This is a genomic window from Sphingomonas canadensis (assembly GCF_026013525.1).
Taxonomy (GTDB): domain Bacteria; phylum Pseudomonadota; class Alphaproteobacteria; order Sphingomonadales; family Sphingomonadaceae; genus Sphingomonas; species Sphingomonas canadensis.
This window is the reverse complement of record NZ_JAPDRA010000011.1, coordinates 50,411-65,331: the sequence shown is the minus strand read 5'-3', so window position 1 is coordinate 65,331 and position 14,921 is coordinate 50,411. Positions and strand designations below refer to the sequence as shown.

Genomic DNA, 14,921 nt, shown 5'->3' with positions numbered 1-14,921 from the left:
CCCGGCCTCCGGACCTCAGGCGGCTTCGTGGAACAGCCTGAGCCCGCTCGGCAGGCGGCGCGGGGGATCGCCGTCCATCACCGCGTCGATCGCGGCGACGGCGGCGATCAGCGCGCGCTGGGGATAGGGCTTTGTCAGGCATCCGGCGGCCAGCGGGCGTGCCTCCTCCGGGCAATGGGCGGTGACGAACAGCACCTGGATGCCGCGCAGCCGGGCGGCATGCGCCACCTCGATCCCGCTGCCGTCGGCCAGCCCGATATCGGCTAGGACCAGGTCGATCCCCGGATCGGTGGAAAGCAGCGCGAGCGCGCCCGCCACCGAATCGACGGTGCCCGCGATCGAATAGCCCGAATCGCGCAGCAGATGCTCGGTATCGAATGCGGAAAGCGGCTCGTCCTCGACGATCAGGACCCGTTCGATCCGCCGTTTCCTCCGCACGAAGATCATCGCCTCCACCCCGCAAGCTCTCTACGGGCCGTCCGGCAATCCCCGGCCCGTTACTCCAAACGTTCGAATCGGCCTTTGCTATCCGCCGGCCGCAATTTTTTTGGAGTGTGGAGCACAGTCGCTATAGCGCGCAGATGAACAAGACCCTGCAACGCCCCGGCCAGCGCATCGCAAAGCTGCTGGCCCGTGCCGGAATCGCGTCGCGCCGTGAGATCGAGCGCATGATCGCCGAAGGGCGGGTGGCGATCGACGGCAAGCCGGTGGAGACGCCCGCAACCCTCCTCGAATCGCTCAAGGGCGTGACCGTGGACGGCAAGCCCGTCGGCGCGCCGCCGCCCGCGCGGCTGTTCCTGTTCCACAAGCCCACCGGGCTGCTGGTCACGGAACGCGATCCCAAGGGCCGCACGACGATCTACGACCGGTTGCCGCCCGGCCTGCCGCGCGTCGTTCCCGTCGGCCGCCTCGATCTGAATACGGAGGGGCTGTTGCTCCTCACCACCGATGGCGAGCTGAAGCGACAGCTCGAGCTGCCCGCCACGGGCGTGGAGCGCACCTATCGCGCCCGCACCTATGGCCCGATCAGCCAGGCGCAGCTTGAGGAGCTGATGGAGGGCGTGGAGATCGACGGCGTGCGCTATGGCCCGATCGACGCCAACCTGGAGCGCCGCACCGGCGCCAACGCCTGGATCGAGCTGACGCTGAAGGAAGGCAAGAACCGCGAGGTGCGTCGCGTGCTGGAGCATCTGGGGCTCCAGGTCAGCCGCCTGATCCGTATCCGCTACGGCCCCTTCGTCCTCGCCGACCTGCCTGCCGGAGAGATCGGCGAGGTGCGTCAGCACGAGCTGGTCGGCTTCCGCAAGGCGCCGCGCGCCAACGAGCCGCTGGTGGCGGTCGCCCCCTGGCGCAAGCCGGAGCCCGAAGAGGAGCCCGCCGCGGCCCCGCCCGCCGGCAAGCGCCCCGCCCGCCCGCCGCGCCCCGGCGCCAAGCCCCGGCCGGTGAACACCAAGCGCGCCGCCCGCGCCAAGGCCTTCCGCGACACCCAGCCCGCCGACGAGGCGAAGGCCGCGCCGCCCAAGCCGCGCCGGCCCGGCAAGCTCGCGGTCAAGGCCCCGCCGCGCCAGGAGGGCGGCGCTCGCCCGGCGAAACCGGAAGGCGGAGCCCGGCCCGGCGCTCGCCCGCGCAAGCCGTCCGGCACCTCCGGCCCGCGCCCGCCCTCCCGTGGAGCGCCCAGGGGGCCGCGTAAATGAGGGTCATCGCCGGTCAGTGGCGCGGCCGTCCGCTCGCGGCGCCGAAGGGCGACACCACCCGCCCCACCGCCGATCGCACGCGCGAAGCGCTGTTCTCGATGCTGGCCAGCCGCGTGGGCAGCTTCGAGGGGCTGGCGGTCGCGGATTTCTTCGCCGGATCGGGCGCGCTGGGGCTGGAGGCGCTGTCGCGCGGCGCCGCCACCTGCCTGTTCGTCGAGCAGGACCGCGCCGCGCTCGACGCGCTCCGGGCGAATGTCGCGAAGCTGGGCGCGAAGGGGGCGGAGGTCCGCCCCGGTTCGGTGATGGCGCTCGGCCCCGCGCCTGCGCCGCTCGACCTGATCCTGATGGACCCGCCCTATGGCACCGGCGCCGGAATGGTCGCGCTCGACAAGCTCGCCCGCCTCGGCTGGGCCGGCCCCGCGACCTGGATCAGCATCGAGACCGCGAAGGACGAGAAGGTCGAGGTCGCAGGCTTCACCGCCGACGCGGAGCGCGTCCACGGCAAGGCACGGATCACGCTGCTGCGGGCGGGTTGAGCCGCCCTCAGGCGGGCTGCCGCCCCCGCACCAGCGCCAGCCCCAGCATGCTCAGCACGCCCGCCCCGGCCAGGTAATAGCCGACGAGCCCCAGCCCGCCCTGCTTCACCAGCGCCTCCGCGATCAGCGGGGTCATGCCGCCGCCGATGATCCCGGCCAGGTTGAACGTCACCGACACGCCCGTATAGCGCACCCGCGCCGGGAACAGGCTGGGCAGCCATCCGCCGAGCGGGCCATAGACGAAGCCCATCACGAACAGCCCCACCGCCAGCCACAGGAACACGCTGATCAGCGATCCGGGCACCAGCAGCATCGTCATCAGCAGCCCGACCGGGATGGTGGCGACGAAGCCGAAGAACAGGATCGCCCCTCCGCCCGCCTTGTCGGCGTAATGGCTGGCGGCCAGAATGCCGAGCGCCATGAACAGGATCGCGCCCAGCTCCACCGCCAGGAACAGTTCGCGGTCATAGCCCAGCGCCTTGGTGCCGTATCCGATCACGAACACGGTGGAGATATAGAACAGGGCGAAACAGGCCACGGCGCCGATCGTGCCCGCGAAGGTGGGCAGGAAATGCTTGCTCAGCAGCTCGCCGACTGGAACGCGCGGCGGCGGCGCCTTTTCCATCGCCTCGCGGAAATCGGGCGTCTCGGTGATCTTGAGGCGCACCCACAGCCCGATGACGACCAGCAGTGCGCTCGCCAGGAAGGGGATGCGCCAGCCCCATTCGCGGAACTGCGCGTCGTCCAGGAACATGCCGAGCAGCAGGAAGAATCCGTTGGCGGCGATGAAGCCCACCGGCGCCCCCATCGGCGGGAAGGCGCCATAGCGATAGAACCAGCCCGGCGGCGCATTCTCCACCGCCAACAGGCTCGCCCCGCCCCATTCGCCGCCCAGGCCCAGCCCCTGGCCGAAACGCAACAGGCACAGCAGCAGCGGCGCCACGATCCCCACCATCGCATAGGTGGGCAGGAAGGCGATCAGCAGCGTCGAAAGCCCCATCAGCATCAGCGATGCGACCAGCGTCGATTTCCGGCCCATCCGGTCTCCGAAATGGCCGAACACCAGCCCGCCCAGCGGCCGCGCGAAAAACGCCACGCTGAAGGTGGCGTAGGAGAGCACCACCTGAACCTCGGGATTGTTCGCGGGGAAGAACAGCGCCGGAAAAACCAGCGCCGCCGCGGTCGCGTAGATATAGAAATCGTAGAATTCCACCGCGGTGCCGACCAGGCTCGCGAACAGGATCCGCCGGTGCGATGCTTGCGCCATGGATACGCCTCCCCTCGCCGCATCCATGCGGCTTGCCGTAGCGGAAAGGCAAGCCCGTTCATCCGCGCGACAGCTTCCGTGCCCTAATCGTTCCGTCATCGGCAAACACGGCAAAGAGGGAGGCCGCGATGCACGAATCGGAAGGCCGCCGCCGCGTTGCCTATGCCGTGCTGTTCGCGATTCTGGCGGGCGCGCTGCTGATGTTCGGCAACCCCGTGAACCGCATCAAGGCGGACCTTCGCGCGGACGCGAAGGGCTTCGTCTTCAGCCTGGAATATGGCGCGAAGGCCACCGGGCTGGATTGAAGCCCGCGGCGCGATCCGCTCGCGCCCGGCCCGATCGCCCGTGCCTGTAGGCAGAAGGGCGCTCGCAGGTGCTGGCAGGCCTTTGGAGCTACTCGCTCGGCGGGCTCAGGGCGAACGAGGCCGCGTTAGGCCCGCTCGCCGGTCCTCAGTGTGCGCCCACCGCGTGGACGACCTGCAGCATCACCCAATAGAGGCCGCCCGAAAGCGCCATCGCCACCGGCAGCGTCAGCAGCCATGCCGCGGCGAGCTGGGCGATGGTGCGCGCCTGAAGGCCGTGGCCGCTCGCCACCGATGCGCCCGCCACGCCGGAGGACAGGATGTGCGTGGTCGAAACCGGCAGGCCGAAGCGGTCGGCCGCCAGGATAGTTCCCGCCGCCACCAGCTCGGCGGTGGCGCCCATGCCATAGGTCATGTGCTGCTTGCCGATGCGCTCGCCCACGGTGATCACGATGCGCTTCCAGCCGACCATCGTGCCCAGCCCCAGCGCGATCGCCACCACCACCTTCACCCACGGCGGGATGAAGCGCGTGCCGGCCTCCAGCGATTCCTGATAGCTCTTGATCGCCGCCACCTGGCCGGGCGTGAAGCCCTCGGGCTTCTTGAGCACCAGCTTGGCGGTGTCGAGCACCAGATACATGTCGTTGCGCACATTGGGCGTCGCCTCGGCGGGCACGCCGCCCAGCGATCCATATTGCGAAACCTGGCGGGTCAGGTCGCGCGACAGGCTCTCAAGCGCGCCGAAAACCTCCGGCGCCGTCGCCTTGCGTTCCTGCAGCGCGCGGGTCAGCCGCTCGCGGGCCTCGGGCGCCGTCATGTCCGGCCCGCCGCGCGAATCGAACGCGGCGGTCGCCACATTGGCGGTCTGGACGAAGGCCGGGGTCGCCGACGCCGGCAGCGTGCGGTTCAGCGCATAGGCGGTGGGCGCGCAGCCGATCAGGATCAGCATGATCAGCCCCATGCCCTTCTGCCCGTCGTTCGAACCATGGGTGAAGGAAACGGCGGTGCAGGTGCCGATCAGCAGCGCGCGGATGCCCAGCGGTGGCGGGGCGTTGCCCTCGGGCGCGGTGTACAGCTTGGGACTGCGCACGACGAGGCGCATCACCAGCAGCAGCAGAAGCGCCGCGCCGAATCCGATCAGCGGCGCCATCCACAGCCCGGTCAGCACCTTCTGCGCCTGGCTCCAGTCGACTCCCGCGGTGCCGCCGCGCGAACCGGCGGAGATGAGCTGGTTGGCGAATCCCACGCCAAGAACCGAACCGATCAGCGTGTGGCTGGAGCTGTTGGGCAGCCCGACATACCAGGTCGCGAGGTTCCACAGCACCGCGGCGAACAGCAGCGCGAAGATCATCGCGAAACCGGCCGACGATCCCACGTTCAGGATCAGGTCCACCGGCAACAGCGTGATGATGGCATAGGCCACCGCGCCGCTGGAGAGCATCACGCCCAGGAAGTTGAAGAAGCCGGACCAGACGACCGCGACATGCGCCGGCATCGAATTGGTGTAGATCACCGTCGCGACCGCGTTCGCCGTGTCGTGAAAGCCGTTCACGAACTCGAACGCCAGCGCGATCAGCAGCGCCAGCGCCAGGAAGGCGAACACGCCCAGCGCCAGCTCCTCGCCCACGCCCTGGGTATCGTTCATCACGCTCCACCCGGCATAGACCAGCCCGCCGATCAGGATCAGCGCGAACAGGAACTTGGTGAGCGGGTGGGATTTGTAATCGAGACGCGGAGCCGCCGGGGTGTCGCTCGGCGGGGCCTGGTCTAGTGCGATCGTCGCCATGATGAGCGCGCCATTGGCCGGGATGTGTGACAGGCTAATGACAATATCGTTACACAACGCGGTCCCCGGAAGGACTCGTCGATTTGCGAAGCGCGGTCGACGCCCGTTGGGCAGGCCGTGCCGGCGGCAAATTCTTCAAAAGGTTAGCTGGACGAATATCCGCGGGCCGGAGCCCGGCCCCTGCCCGCGCACGCGCTCCAGCCAGGCGATGCCGATCTCGGCCTCGTTTCCTTTCGCCATCTCGCGCTCGAACGTCAGGCTGGGGCCTATATAGTGCTGGCCGCGCGGCGCCAGGCCGGGGTCGCCCGCGATCCGCAGCACCTGCCCCGATGCCTCGATCCCCAGCCACGCCGCGCTGCCCAGCCCGCGCTGCACCGATCCGGCATAGGCGATCCCGGTGCCGCCCAGCCCATCCTCGCGCGCGTGGCGCAGGATGGCGTCCGCCTGGATCCACCAGCGCGCGGGCCGGCTCTCCGCGATCAGCCGCACCTCGCCTGCGGCGAAGCTTCCGTCCGCGCTCACCGCCGCCTCCGCGCCGATACCCAGCCCGATCGGGTGCCCGTCCGGATCGATCATGCGATACAGCGCCTTGGCCCCGATCGCGTCGAGCCGAATGCCGCCCCCCGGCCCCTCGAACTCGGCGGTCGCGCCGATCGCGAACCGGTCCGAAAGCGCGAACAGCGCCTCCAGCTCCTGCTCGCCGTCGCCGCCGAACACGCCGGCATATTCGAGCTGCCATTCGCCCGCGCCGGGCTCAAGCTGATCGAGCTGCTCCGGCCCGCCCTGTGCCCGGGCAGGAACGGAGGCGGCCGCCAGCACCGCCGCCAGCACAGGCGGCAACGCCCGCCCTATGCGCCCCACCGCCATCTCAGGCGGCCCGTCCGCGAAGGATGCGGCCGCTTGCCCGGCAGGCTGGACACATCATGCGTTTGCCGTCACCTACGCGCCGGACAAGCGCAACAGGGGTACGGCGGCCATGCGGATATTCACTGGGGTTCTTGTGGCGCCGCTGCTGGCCGCGGCGATGCCTGCCCATGCCCAGAGGACGACCGGCTGGTTCGACGTCAAGAAACTCGACGCGCTGATGACCGATTCGCTGAACGCCTATGAGCGTGGCGACGACGCCCGTGGCGACGAATTCTGCGTGGAATTGCGGGACGCCATCGACGGCCCCGGATATTTCGAATCCTCCAATTCGGAACGCTATTTCCGCAGCTTCATCGAGAAGCACTGCGGGAGCGACGCGCCCTCCGCGCCGCCCTCTCCCCAGCAGAGCCGTTCGCCGTTCCGCACCGCGGACGGCGGCACGCCGGGCAGCGAGTTCAATCCGAGCGACTATGTTCCCACGCACGTCACCGGCAATGCCAGGTTTGTCTGGTCGACCCTTGCCAGCGCCAACTTCCTCATCACCATCCGCAACGCCGATCTGCCCGGCACCGATCCCGCGCGGGTGGCCAATTTCACGCGCGCGCGGACACAGTGCGACAGCATCTACGTCGCCTTTGCGAGCCCGTCGCTGCCGGGGTCGGAGGCATTGCTCAAGACCTGCTCGGCCTTCGCCGCCATCGTGCTGAACGATGCGACCGGCTGCGTTACGTTGCGTGCCGCATACCCGGGCCTCTCCGATCCCGCCGCGTTGGCTGGCGTCTTCGGCGAATTGCTGCCCGCCTATCGCGCGGCCGCAAAGGACATCCTTGAGGGCGGCGCCTGCAAGGGCCGCTGACGAACCCGCCACCTCAGACGGCCTGGCGCAGGCCAGCAGCCAGCCGTTCCGCGTCGTTGCCGGCCAGCATGTGCGCGGCCTCGCTCCGGCTGCCGGGCACGCCGAACAGATATCCCTGCGCCTGATCGCAGCCGAGTTCGCGCAGCTTGCGTGCGGTATCCTCCGATTCGACGCCCTCGGCCGTCACCGGCATCCCCAGCGCGCGGCCCAGCCCGGCGACGGCGCTGACGATCTTCTGGCTCTCTGCCGAATCCATCGTGCGCACGAACGAGCTGTCGATCTTGATATGGTCGAAGCGGAGCTGCCGCAGGTGGGACAGGCTGGAATAGCCCTTGCCGAAATCGTCCAGCGCCACGCGGATTCCCGCGCGCTGGAGCGATGCGAACACCTCGGCCGCGGCAGAGACGTCGTCGATCACGGCATTCTCGGTCACCTCGACAATCAGCCGTTGCGGCGCGAAGCCGGTTTCGGCCAGGATCCCCAGGATGCGCGGCGCCAGCCAGGCATCGCGAAGCTGCACCGGCGAGATGTTGACGGACAAGGTGGTGTCCGGATGCCAGTCGCGCGCGGCAATGCAACCGTCCCGCAGAATCCGCTGCGACAGCTTGCCGATCAGCCCGATATCCTCGGCGATCGGAATGAACTCGTCGGGCGGGATCAGCCCGCGCGTGGGATGCTGCCAGCGCGCCAGCGCCTCGAACCCGATGATCCGGTCCTTCGCCAGCGAATAGAGCGGCTGGAAGAACGGTATGATCTGCCCGGATTCGATGGCGGTACGCAGGCCGGCCTCCAGCTCGGCGCGGGCGCGCAGCCTGCCGTCCATCTCCGCATGGAAGAAGCGATAGACGCCCTTCCCGGCCCGTTTGCCCTCATACATGGCGACATCGGCGACGCGCAGCAGCTCGTCGGCGTCGCCGCCGTCCACGGGGAATCGGGCGATGCCGATCGTCGCGCCCACATCGGTCCGGCGCCCGTTGATCTCCATCGGCAGGCTCAGCGCGCGGATGATGCTGCTCGCCATCCGCGCCGCCGGATCGGAGCCGAGCTGATCGCCCAGCACGACGACGAACTCGTCGCCCCCCAGCCGCGCGATCAGCGCGTCCGCGCCGCACACGCGATGCAGGCGCGCGGTGACCTCGACCAGAACCAGGTCGCCCGCATCATGCCCCAAGACGTCGTTGACCGGCTTGAACTGGTCCAGGTCGATCATCAGCACCGAGACTTGCCGGTTTGCGGCACGCGCGCTTTCGATGATCCCCGGCAGTTCGGCCTGCAGCAGCCTGCGGTTGGCGGCGCCCGTAAGCGGATCGTGCCGCGCCAGCGCGAAAACACGCTCCTCCACCTCCTCGCGACGTTGGATCTCGCCGCCAAAGTCCCGCGCGCGCCGGATCGCGAGCACCAGTGCTCCGACCCCGCCGAAGAACAGGACGAAGAACAGTTCGTCGAGCTCCCACCCCTCGTGGCGGGCCATGAACGCGGCCAGCCGATCGAAGGCGTCGAGGCCAGCAAAGACGATTGCGAGTGCGATCGCGGCGGCGGCGGTGACGATCGCCTCCATGGGACGGAACAGCTTGCTTTTCCAGGTCACCCGCACACGCCCTCTCCTGATCATGGCATGCTCTGGCCCGGGGCTGGCTAACGGGTGTTAAAGTGCGGCCTAGGGATTTCCCCGCGGCGCTTGCCCCGAATCGCCTCGTTCCCTAACTGTTCGCAGGTGACCCTGCCCGCAGCCACCCAGGACCCGCCCTATCTCGCCGGGCTGAACGCGCCCCAGCGCGATGCCGTGCTCACCACCGAGGGGCCGGTACTCGTGCTCGCCGGCGCCGGCACGGGCAAGACCGCGGCGCTCACCGCGCGGCTCGCGCACCTGCTGTGGACGCGGCGGGCCTATCCGTCGGAGATCCTGGCGGTCACCTTCACCAACAAGGCCGCGCGCGAGATGAAGGAGCGTGTCGGCCGGCTCGTGGGTTCGGCGGTGGAGGGGATGCCGTGGCTGGGCACCTTTCACGCGATCGGTGCGAAGATGCTCCGCCGCCATGCCGAGCTGGTCGGGCTTCAGAGCAACTTCACCATCCTCGACACCGACGATCAGCTCCGCCTGCTCAAGCAGCTTATCCAGGCGGCGGGGCTGGACGAGAAGCGCTGGCCCGCGCGCCAGCTTGGCGGGCTGATCGACAATTGGAAGAACAAGGGCCTGACCCCCGCCGACATCGACGCGGGCGAGAGCGAGCATTATGCCAACGGCAAGGGCCAGGCGCTCTACGCCGCCTATCAGGAACGGCTGCGCGCGCTGAACGCCTGCGATTTCGGCGATCTGCTGCTCCATGTGCTGAGCATCCTGAAGACGCACCGCGACGTGCTGGAAAGCTATCAGCAGCGGTTCCGCTACATCATGGTGGACGAATATCAGGATACCAACAGCGTCCAGTATCTCTGGCTCCGCCTGCTGGCGCAGGAGCGCAAGAACATCTGCTGTGTCGGCGACGACGATCAGTCGATCTATTCCTGGCGCGGCGCGCGGGTGGAGAACATCCTGAAGTTCGAAAAGGACTTCCCCGGTGCCAAGGTGATCCGGCTGGAGCAGAATTATCGCTCCACGCCCCATATCCTCGCCGCCGCGTCGGGCGTGATCGCCAACAACGCCGGGCGCCTGGGCAAGACGCTGTGGACCGAGCATGACAGCGGCGAGAAGGTCCGCGTGCTGGGCGTATGGGACGGGCCGGAGGAGGCCCGCCGCGTCGGCGAGGAGATCGAAGGGCTCCAGCGTGGCGGCGCCAGCCTGGACGATGTCGCCATCCTGGTCCGCGCGCAGCACCAGACGCGCGAGTTCGAGGACCGGTTCATCGCCATCGGCCTGGGCTATCGCATCGTCGGCGGCTTCCGTTTCTATGAGCGGCAGGAGATCCGCGACGCGCTCGCCTATCTGCGCGTGGTGGCGCAGCCGGCTGACGATCTGGCCTTCGAACGCATCGTCAACACGCCCAAGCGCGGGCTGGGCGACAAGGCGCTGGCCAAGGTCCACCAGCTCGCCCGCGCGGATCAGGTGCCGCTGACCACCGCCGCCGCGCGCATCCTGGACACCGATGAGCTGACGCCCCAGGCGCGGCGCGCGCTTGCGAACCTGGTCGCTGATCTCGCCCGCTGGCGGGCGGCGGGCGACGCGCTCCCCCACCCGGAGCTTGCGCGCCAGATCCTCGACGAGAGCGGCTATACCGCGATGTGGCAGGCCGATCGCACCGCCGAGGCCGCGGGCAGGCTGGAGAACCTGAACGAACTGGTCCGCGCGATGGAGGAATATGAAAGCCTCGGCGCGTTCCTGGAGCATGTCAGCCTGGTGATGGACAATGAAGGTGCGGCGGAGGAGCCGAAGGTCACCATCATGACGATCCATGCCGCCAAGGGGCTGGAATTCGACACGGTGTTCCTCGCGGGCTGGGAGGAAGGGCTGTTCCCCTCGCAACGCGCGCTGGACGAGGGCGGGCTGGCGTCGCTCGAGGAGGAACGCCGCCTCGCCTATGTCGCGATCACCCGGGCACGGCGCCAGGCGATCATCCTCCACGCCGCCAACCGCCGCATCTACGGCCAGTGGACCAGCAGCTTGCCGAGCCGCTTCATCGCCGAGCTTCCGCGCGAGCATGTGCAGGAAGACAGCACGATGAGCGGCGGCGAGAGCCTGTGGCGGGCCAACTGGTCCGAACGCGCCGATCCCTTCGCCGATGTCTCGCGCGGCACGGGCCGCGGCCCAGGCTGGCAGCGCGCGGCGGGGGTGGACATGAGCAAGCCCGGCGGCGGCTTCACCAGCCGCACCTTCACGCGCGAGCCCGCGCGCGTGCTGGAAAGCCGCGCCTCGGCGGTCAGCTTCGGCGCCAAGCCGCGCGGCGACCTGTCGTTGGGCCAGCGCGTGTTCCACCAGAAGTTCGGCTATGGCGAGATCGTGGAGATCGAGGGCAACAAGCTGGAGATCGATTTCGAGCAGGCCGGGCGCAAGCGGGTAATGGACAGCTTCGTCACCGCCGGCTGATCGCGGCCCCGCCCTATCGCCAAGCCGCCCCGCCCGCGCTAAGCCCGCCGGCGGTCAATTTCGGGGGGATAGGGCCATGACATCGATCGCGCTCATCGTGCTCGCCTTTGCGGGCGGATTCTTCTTCCTTCACTATCGCGGGGTGCGGAAGGCCGCGGAAGCATCCGCCTGGCCGCGCGCGGCCGGCGTGATCGAACGCTGCGACGTCACCGAACACAGCGACAGCAGCAGCAATGACGGCGCGGTCAGCTACAGCTACCATGTCGCGGTCACCTATGCCTATCAGGCCGGCGGGCAGGCGCGCACCGGCAAGCGCATCCACTTCGGCCCCGCGCCCAGCTTCGGCTCGCGCTACAAGGCCGAAGCCTATGCCGCCCGCTATCCGGCCGGAGCCGCGGTGCAGGTGGCCTATGATCCCGCCGATCCCGCGCAATCGGTGCTGGAAACCGGCCGGGTGGGCCGCACCTTCCTCTGGCTGGGGATCCTGCTGTTCGCCATCGCGATCGGCGTTTCCGTGGTCGGCAGCCAGCTTTCGCGATAGCCCGAAGCGGAGCCGCGACGCGGCCCGCCCGCTGATCCCCGGTCCCGCGCGCTTCCCGGCGGCGTCGCGAACGGATCGTCGCGCCTGCGCACCATGCCGCCGCAGTTTTTTTCATGCCGGTGCCGCAACCAGTTCCCCACTCGCGCGTATCTACCCCGCGTCCGCATTGACAGAAACAAATGTCCCTGCCATTGCGCGGCCGCATCCGCATTTTATGTTTTAGTTAAATTTACTTATAAGGCATTTCTAAGACATAATATCATGTTTCCGGCCCAGCTCCCCCGCCAGCGGGATCATGCGGAGCATCCCGGCGAGGCCGACCCCTTGGGCCGTTCCCCAATTCGATTAAGAGGGTATTCGCGTATGAAGGCACTGGTTGTTTCCGCCGCCGCGCTCGCTTGTGTGGCGTCTCCGGCTCTCGCGCAGGAAGAGCCCGTCTGGAACGGCGTCTATGTCGGCGTCCAGGGCGGCTATGGGCACAGCACGTCCGACAGCGAAGTGACGCTGTCTGGCGCGTGGGCAAGCGAATCGCAGTCGCTTCGCGACCGCGTCGTGGCCGATCTCTCCAACGATCAGGGTGCGGACAGCGCGCTCTACGGCGTCCACATCGGCTATAACTATCAGGGTAACAGCCCGCTGGTGCTGGGCGTCGAGGCCGACTTCACGAAGGTGGACGGCGGCGACACGCTGACCACCGCGTCGGCCGGCACGCCGAACTACAGCTTCATCAACATCACCGATCCGGACTACACCATCTCGCTGCGTGCGCGCGCCGGCTATGGCGCGGGCAAGACGCTTATCTATGCCACCGGCGGCTGGGCGTGGAGCCGCGTGGACCTGGGCGCGGAGATCACTTCGGACGGCGGCTATTCGAAGGCCGCGCTGGTGAAGGCCGATCTCGACGGCTTCGTAGTCGGCGGCGGCGTCGAGCAGCGCATCGGCTCGAACCTGTCGGCGCGGATCGAGTATCTCTACTCGGATCAGGGCGACGTGACCTACACGACCGCCTATCGCCCGGGCAGCGCCTTCACCTCGCCGGCGTACACCGAGACGCTGAACCAGGACTTCCGCTCGCATCAGGTGCGCGTGGGCCTCAGCTACGCTTTCTGACCGGCTGGCCCCCGCGGCCATCGGAACGGAATGAAGGAGGACCGGCGGCGGCGGGCGCAGAGCCCGTCTCCGCCGGTCCTTTCCTTTGCGCGGCTTGCCGCGGCAGCCGCACGGGTTCATCCCAGCGCAATCGGACGGGACGCAGGGCCGCCAGTGCGCGAGTCCCCGGCGCAGCCGGGCCCGCCGACACAGAAGAAGGAGGAAACACCAATGAAACTCCGCAAGATCACGATCGCTGCCGCCATGGCGCTTGCCCCCGCCGCGATCGCCCTCGCCTCGCCCGCTTCGGCCCAGACCGGCGGCTGGCGCCCCGGCCCGCCGCCCGCAGGCCCCTCCGGCCAGGACGAGGAAGCCCGGTTCCAGGCCGCGCAGCAGCGCTTCGCCGCCGAGCTTCAGGCGTTCCAGCAGGCGTTCGACCGCTATCAGCAATGGCGCGCGCGGCGCCCCGCATGGCAGGATTCGCGCTGGGACCAGGACTATCGCAACGAGGGCGATTGGGATCCCGGCCGTTATTACCGCACCGGCCCGCAGTATCGCGAGCGCGTGCTGCGTTCGGACGAGCGCGTCTATCGCGGCCGCGACGGGCGTTATTACTGCAAGCGCGATGACGGCACGACCGGGCTGATCGTCGGCGCGGTGGCAGGCGGGCTGCTCGGCAACGCGATCGACGGCGGGCATTCGCGCTCGGTCGGCACGCTGCTGGGGGCGCTGGTCGGCGGGCTCGCGGGCCAGGCGATCGACCGCAACCAGCAGGAAATCCGCTGCCGCTGATCGCGGAAGAGGCGCGGCGGGCACGGGGTTCCGGCCCGCCGCGCAATGGTTACCGCAGGCTTTCCGCGCCGCGCCGCACAAGTCCTGAAGTTACGCGGCGGCCGGGCCGGGCTATCCGGTGATCATGGAGAGTTCACCGATCATCGCCAAGCTGCGCTGCGAGCGCGCCCGGGTCATCACCGCGCTCGACGAGGTCGAACGCCTGGTTTCCGGGGCCTATCCCGGGTCGATGGACGAGATCGCTCCGCACCGCTGGGCGCTGGCGCGTGATCTGCTGCTTCACTTCGCCCATGTCGAGGCACTGGTGCTTCAGCCGATGATGGCCGATCGCCGGGCCGATGTGGCCGCCCGCGCCGCCCGGTCCAGTGCCGATCTGCGCGGCGTCTATGACCAGTATCGCCGCCACTTCGATCGCTGGCAGGGCCTGCCCGCGGAGAGCCAGTGGGACGAGTATCGCGCGGCGGTGTCGCTGCTCGTGCGGCGCATCCGCGTCCGGCTTCTGGCTGAGGAGAGCGACCTGTTCCCGCTCCTGCCCGTTCAGCCGGGCACCGATCGGATCACGCCGCTGGTGGAGCCGGTGAATTATGCCGCGGAGGCGTGGAAGGTCCGCAGCCGGATCTACTTGGAAATGGAAGAGGCCGAGGCGATCCGCGCCACCGCGTGATCGCCAACGGCCGGGAGCCCGGCTGGCCCCTGTCTACCGCGCCGGCCGTCAGGCCTCGGCGGCGATCAGGGTGCTTTCGGCGAAGCGCTCGTCGCGCGGATCGAACGCCGGGCTACGCGCGAAGATGCGGTCGCTGAGCTGCAGATCCACCAGCCCGTCCAGCTTGAAGATACCGATCTTCTCCTCGCGCGGGATACGCCCGTCGCGGGTGATGGTGATCGCCCCGATATAGATCGCGCCATGGCGCACGAACGCCACGTGCGGCGCCAGCACCACATGGCCGCCATTATACGCCGCTTCCACGCAACGCTTGGTGGCGATCGCCTCGAACAAAACGGGTGCAGGTCCGGTCGGCATCGCTACGGGGGTTTCTTCACTACGGTACATGAGGCCCAGATAGCCATTGTGCTGCAGCGCAGCAAGAGTCTGGAGCGCCATTTATCCGCCTTGCCGCGTGCCATTGCGGGCTTCATGTTCTGCCCTGGTAACAACCAGCAAGAGGATGC

General features: G+C 68.8%; 14 protein-coding genes and 1 pseudogene. 9 read left to right on the top strand and 6 right to left on the bottom strand.

What is annotated here, in order from left to right; all coding sequences use genetic code 11:
- Window positions 1–15: 15 nt before the first annotated feature.
- A complete protein-coding gene (locus OM513_RS17975; protein WP_264946129.1) occupies window positions 16–447 on the bottom strand; it encodes a response regulator in 432 nt (143 codons plus the stop codon).
- Between OM513_RS17975 and OM513_RS17970 the strand changes: the two are divergent.
- Window positions 378–1,307 (top strand): annotated as a pseudogene (locus OM513_RS17970) (pseudouridine synthase); the annotation flags it as partial. The gene OM513_RS17975 and the pseudogene OM513_RS17970 sit on opposite strands and share 70 nt — an antisense overlap.
- 383 nt (window positions 1,308–1,690) lie before the next feature.
- Window positions 1,691–2,230, top strand: a complete 540-nt coding sequence (gene rsmD, locus OM513_RS17965) for a 16S rRNA (guanine(966)-N(2))-methyltransferase RsmD (RefSeq protein ID WP_264946128.1) — start codon at window positions 1,691–1,693, stop codon at window positions 2,228–2,230.
- Between the two features lie 7 nt (window positions 2,231–2,237).
- Here rsmD and OM513_RS17960 read toward each other — a convergent pair whose 3' ends face one another.
- Window positions 2,238–3,497: an MFS transporter gene (locus tag OM513_RS17960; protein WP_264946126.1), complete on the bottom strand. Its 1,260-nt coding sequence runs from the start codon at window positions 3,495–3,497 to the stop codon at window positions 2,238–2,240.
- Window positions 3,498–3,625: 128 nt separating this feature from the next.
- Here OM513_RS17960 and OM513_RS17955 point away from each other — a divergent pair, with 128 nt between their 5' ends.
- Entirely contained in the window at window positions 3,626–3,802 is a 177-nt protein-coding gene (locus OM513_RS17955) for a hypothetical protein (RefSeq protein ID WP_264946124.1), read from the top strand.
- Window positions 3,803–3,947: 145 nt separating this feature from the next.
- Here OM513_RS17955 and OM513_RS17950 read toward each other — a convergent pair whose 3' ends face one another.
- Together OM513_RS17950 and OM513_RS17945 are read right to left on the bottom strand one after the other, a co-directional pair.
- On the bottom strand, window positions 3,948–5,585 hold the full coding sequence (locus OM513_RS17950) for an inorganic phosphate transporter (protein WP_264946123.1): 1,638 nt from the start codon (window positions 5,583–5,585) through the stop codon (window positions 3,948–3,950).
- Between the two features lie 135 nt (window positions 5,586–5,720).
- Complete coding sequence (locus OM513_RS17945; protein ID WP_264946122.1) at window positions 5,721–6,452, bottom strand: hypothetical protein; 732 nt, start codon at window positions 6,450–6,452, stop codon at window positions 5,721–5,723.
- On the opposite strand from OM513_RS17945, the gene OM513_RS17940 reads away from it, so the two are divergent.
- A complete protein-coding gene (locus OM513_RS17940; RefSeq protein WP_264946121.1) occupies window positions 6,436–7,308 on the top strand; it encodes a hypothetical protein in 873 nt (290 codons plus the stop codon). The two genes, OM513_RS17945 and OM513_RS17940, sit on opposite strands and share 17 nt — an antisense overlap.
- A gap of 13 nt (window positions 7,309–7,321) precedes the next feature.
- Here the strand turns inward: OM513_RS17940 and OM513_RS17935 are convergent, their stop codons facing one another.
- Window positions 7,322–8,896: a putative bifunctional diguanylate cyclase/phosphodiesterase gene (locus OM513_RS17935; RefSeq protein WP_264946119.1), complete on the bottom strand. Its 1,575-nt coding sequence runs from the start codon at window positions 8,894–8,896 to the stop codon at window positions 7,322–7,324.
- 126 nt (window positions 8,897–9,022) lie between these two features.
- On the opposite strand from OM513_RS17935, the gene OM513_RS17930 reads away from it, so the two are divergent.
- From OM513_RS17930 to OM513_RS17910, 5 genes are all read left to right on the top strand, one after another.
- Window positions 9,023–11,329 carry an ATP-dependent helicase gene (locus OM513_RS17930; protein WP_264946118.1) on the top strand — a complete coding sequence of 769 codons (2,307 nt, stop codon included), beginning with the start codon at window positions 9,023–9,025 and terminating at the stop codon, window positions 11,327–11,329.
- A gap of 76 nt (window positions 11,330–11,405) precedes the next feature.
- Entirely contained in the window at window positions 11,406–11,870 is a 465-nt protein-coding gene (locus tag OM513_RS17925; RefSeq protein ID WP_264946116.1) for a DUF3592 domain-containing protein, read from the top strand.
- 363 nt (window positions 11,871–12,233) lie between these two features.
- Window positions 12,234–12,980 (top strand): outer membrane protein, encoded by a 747-nt coding sequence (locus tag OM513_RS17920; protein ID WP_264946114.1) that lies wholly within the window; start codon window positions 12,234–12,236, stop codon window positions 12,978–12,980.
- A gap of 210 nt (window positions 12,981–13,190) precedes the next feature.
- A complete protein-coding gene (locus tag OM513_RS17915) occupies window positions 13,191–13,751 on the top strand; it encodes a glycine zipper 2TM domain-containing protein (protein ID WP_264946112.1) in 561 nt (186 codons plus the stop codon).
- A gap of 124 nt (window positions 13,752–13,875) precedes the next feature.
- The gene (locus OM513_RS17910) at window positions 13,876–14,415 is read left to right on the top strand and encodes a hemerythrin domain-containing protein (RefSeq protein ID WP_264946109.1); all 540 of its coding nucleotides are present in this window, start codon (window positions 13,876–13,878) and stop codon (window positions 14,413–14,415) included.
- Between the two features lie 48 nt (window positions 14,416–14,463).
- Here the strand turns inward: OM513_RS17910 and OM513_RS17905 are convergent, their stop codons facing one another.
- Complete coding sequence (locus tag OM513_RS17905) at window positions 14,464–14,853, bottom strand: WYL domain-containing protein (protein ID WP_264946108.1); 390 nt, start codon at window positions 14,851–14,853, stop codon at window positions 14,464–14,466.
- Window positions 14,854–14,921 lie beyond the last annotated feature (68 nt).

Coding starts and splice junctions, on each gene's coding strand:
- rsmD (WP_264946128.1), top strand. CDS start 1,691: ATGAGGGTCATCGCCGGTCAGTGGCGCGGCCGTCCGCTCGCGGCGCCG.
- OM513_RS17905 (WP_264946108.1), bottom strand. CDS start 14,853: ATGGCGCTCCAGACTCTTGCTGCGCTGCAGCACAATGGCTATCTGGGC.
- OM513_RS17955 (WP_264946124.1), top strand. CDS start 3,626: ATGCACGAATCGGAAGGCCGCCGCCGCGTTGCCTATGCCGTGCTGTTC.
- OM513_RS17950 (WP_264946123.1), bottom strand. CDS start 5,585: ATGGCGACGATCGCACTAGACCAGGCCCCGCCGAGCGACACCCCGGCG.
- OM513_RS17975 (WP_264946129.1), bottom strand. CDS start 447: ATGATCTTCGTGCGGAGGAAACGGCGGATCGAACGGGTCCTGATCGTC.
- OM513_RS17960 (WP_264946126.1), bottom strand. CDS start 3,497: ATGGCGCAAGCATCGCACCGGCGGATCCTGTTCGCGAGCCTGGTCGGC.
- OM513_RS17920 (WP_264946114.1), top strand. CDS start 12,234: ATGAAGGCACTGGTTGTTTCCGCCGCCGCGCTCGCTTGTGTGGCGTCT.
- OM513_RS17910 (WP_264946109.1), top strand. CDS start 13,876: ATGGAGAGTTCACCGATCATCGCCAAGCTGCGCTGCGAGCGCGCCCGG.
- OM513_RS17945 (WP_264946122.1), bottom strand. CDS start 6,452: ATGGCGGTGGGGCGCATAGGGCGGGCGTTGCCGCCTGTGCTGGCGGCG.
- OM513_RS17940 (WP_264946121.1), top strand. CDS start 6,436: ATGCGCCCCACCGCCATCTCAGGCGGCCCGTCCGCGAAGGATGCGGCC.
- OM513_RS17925 (WP_264946116.1), top strand. CDS start 11,406: ATGACATCGATCGCGCTCATCGTGCTCGCCTTTGCGGGCGGATTCTTC.
- OM513_RS17915 (WP_264946112.1), top strand. CDS start 13,191: ATGAAACTCCGCAAGATCACGATCGCTGCCGCCATGGCGCTTGCCCCC.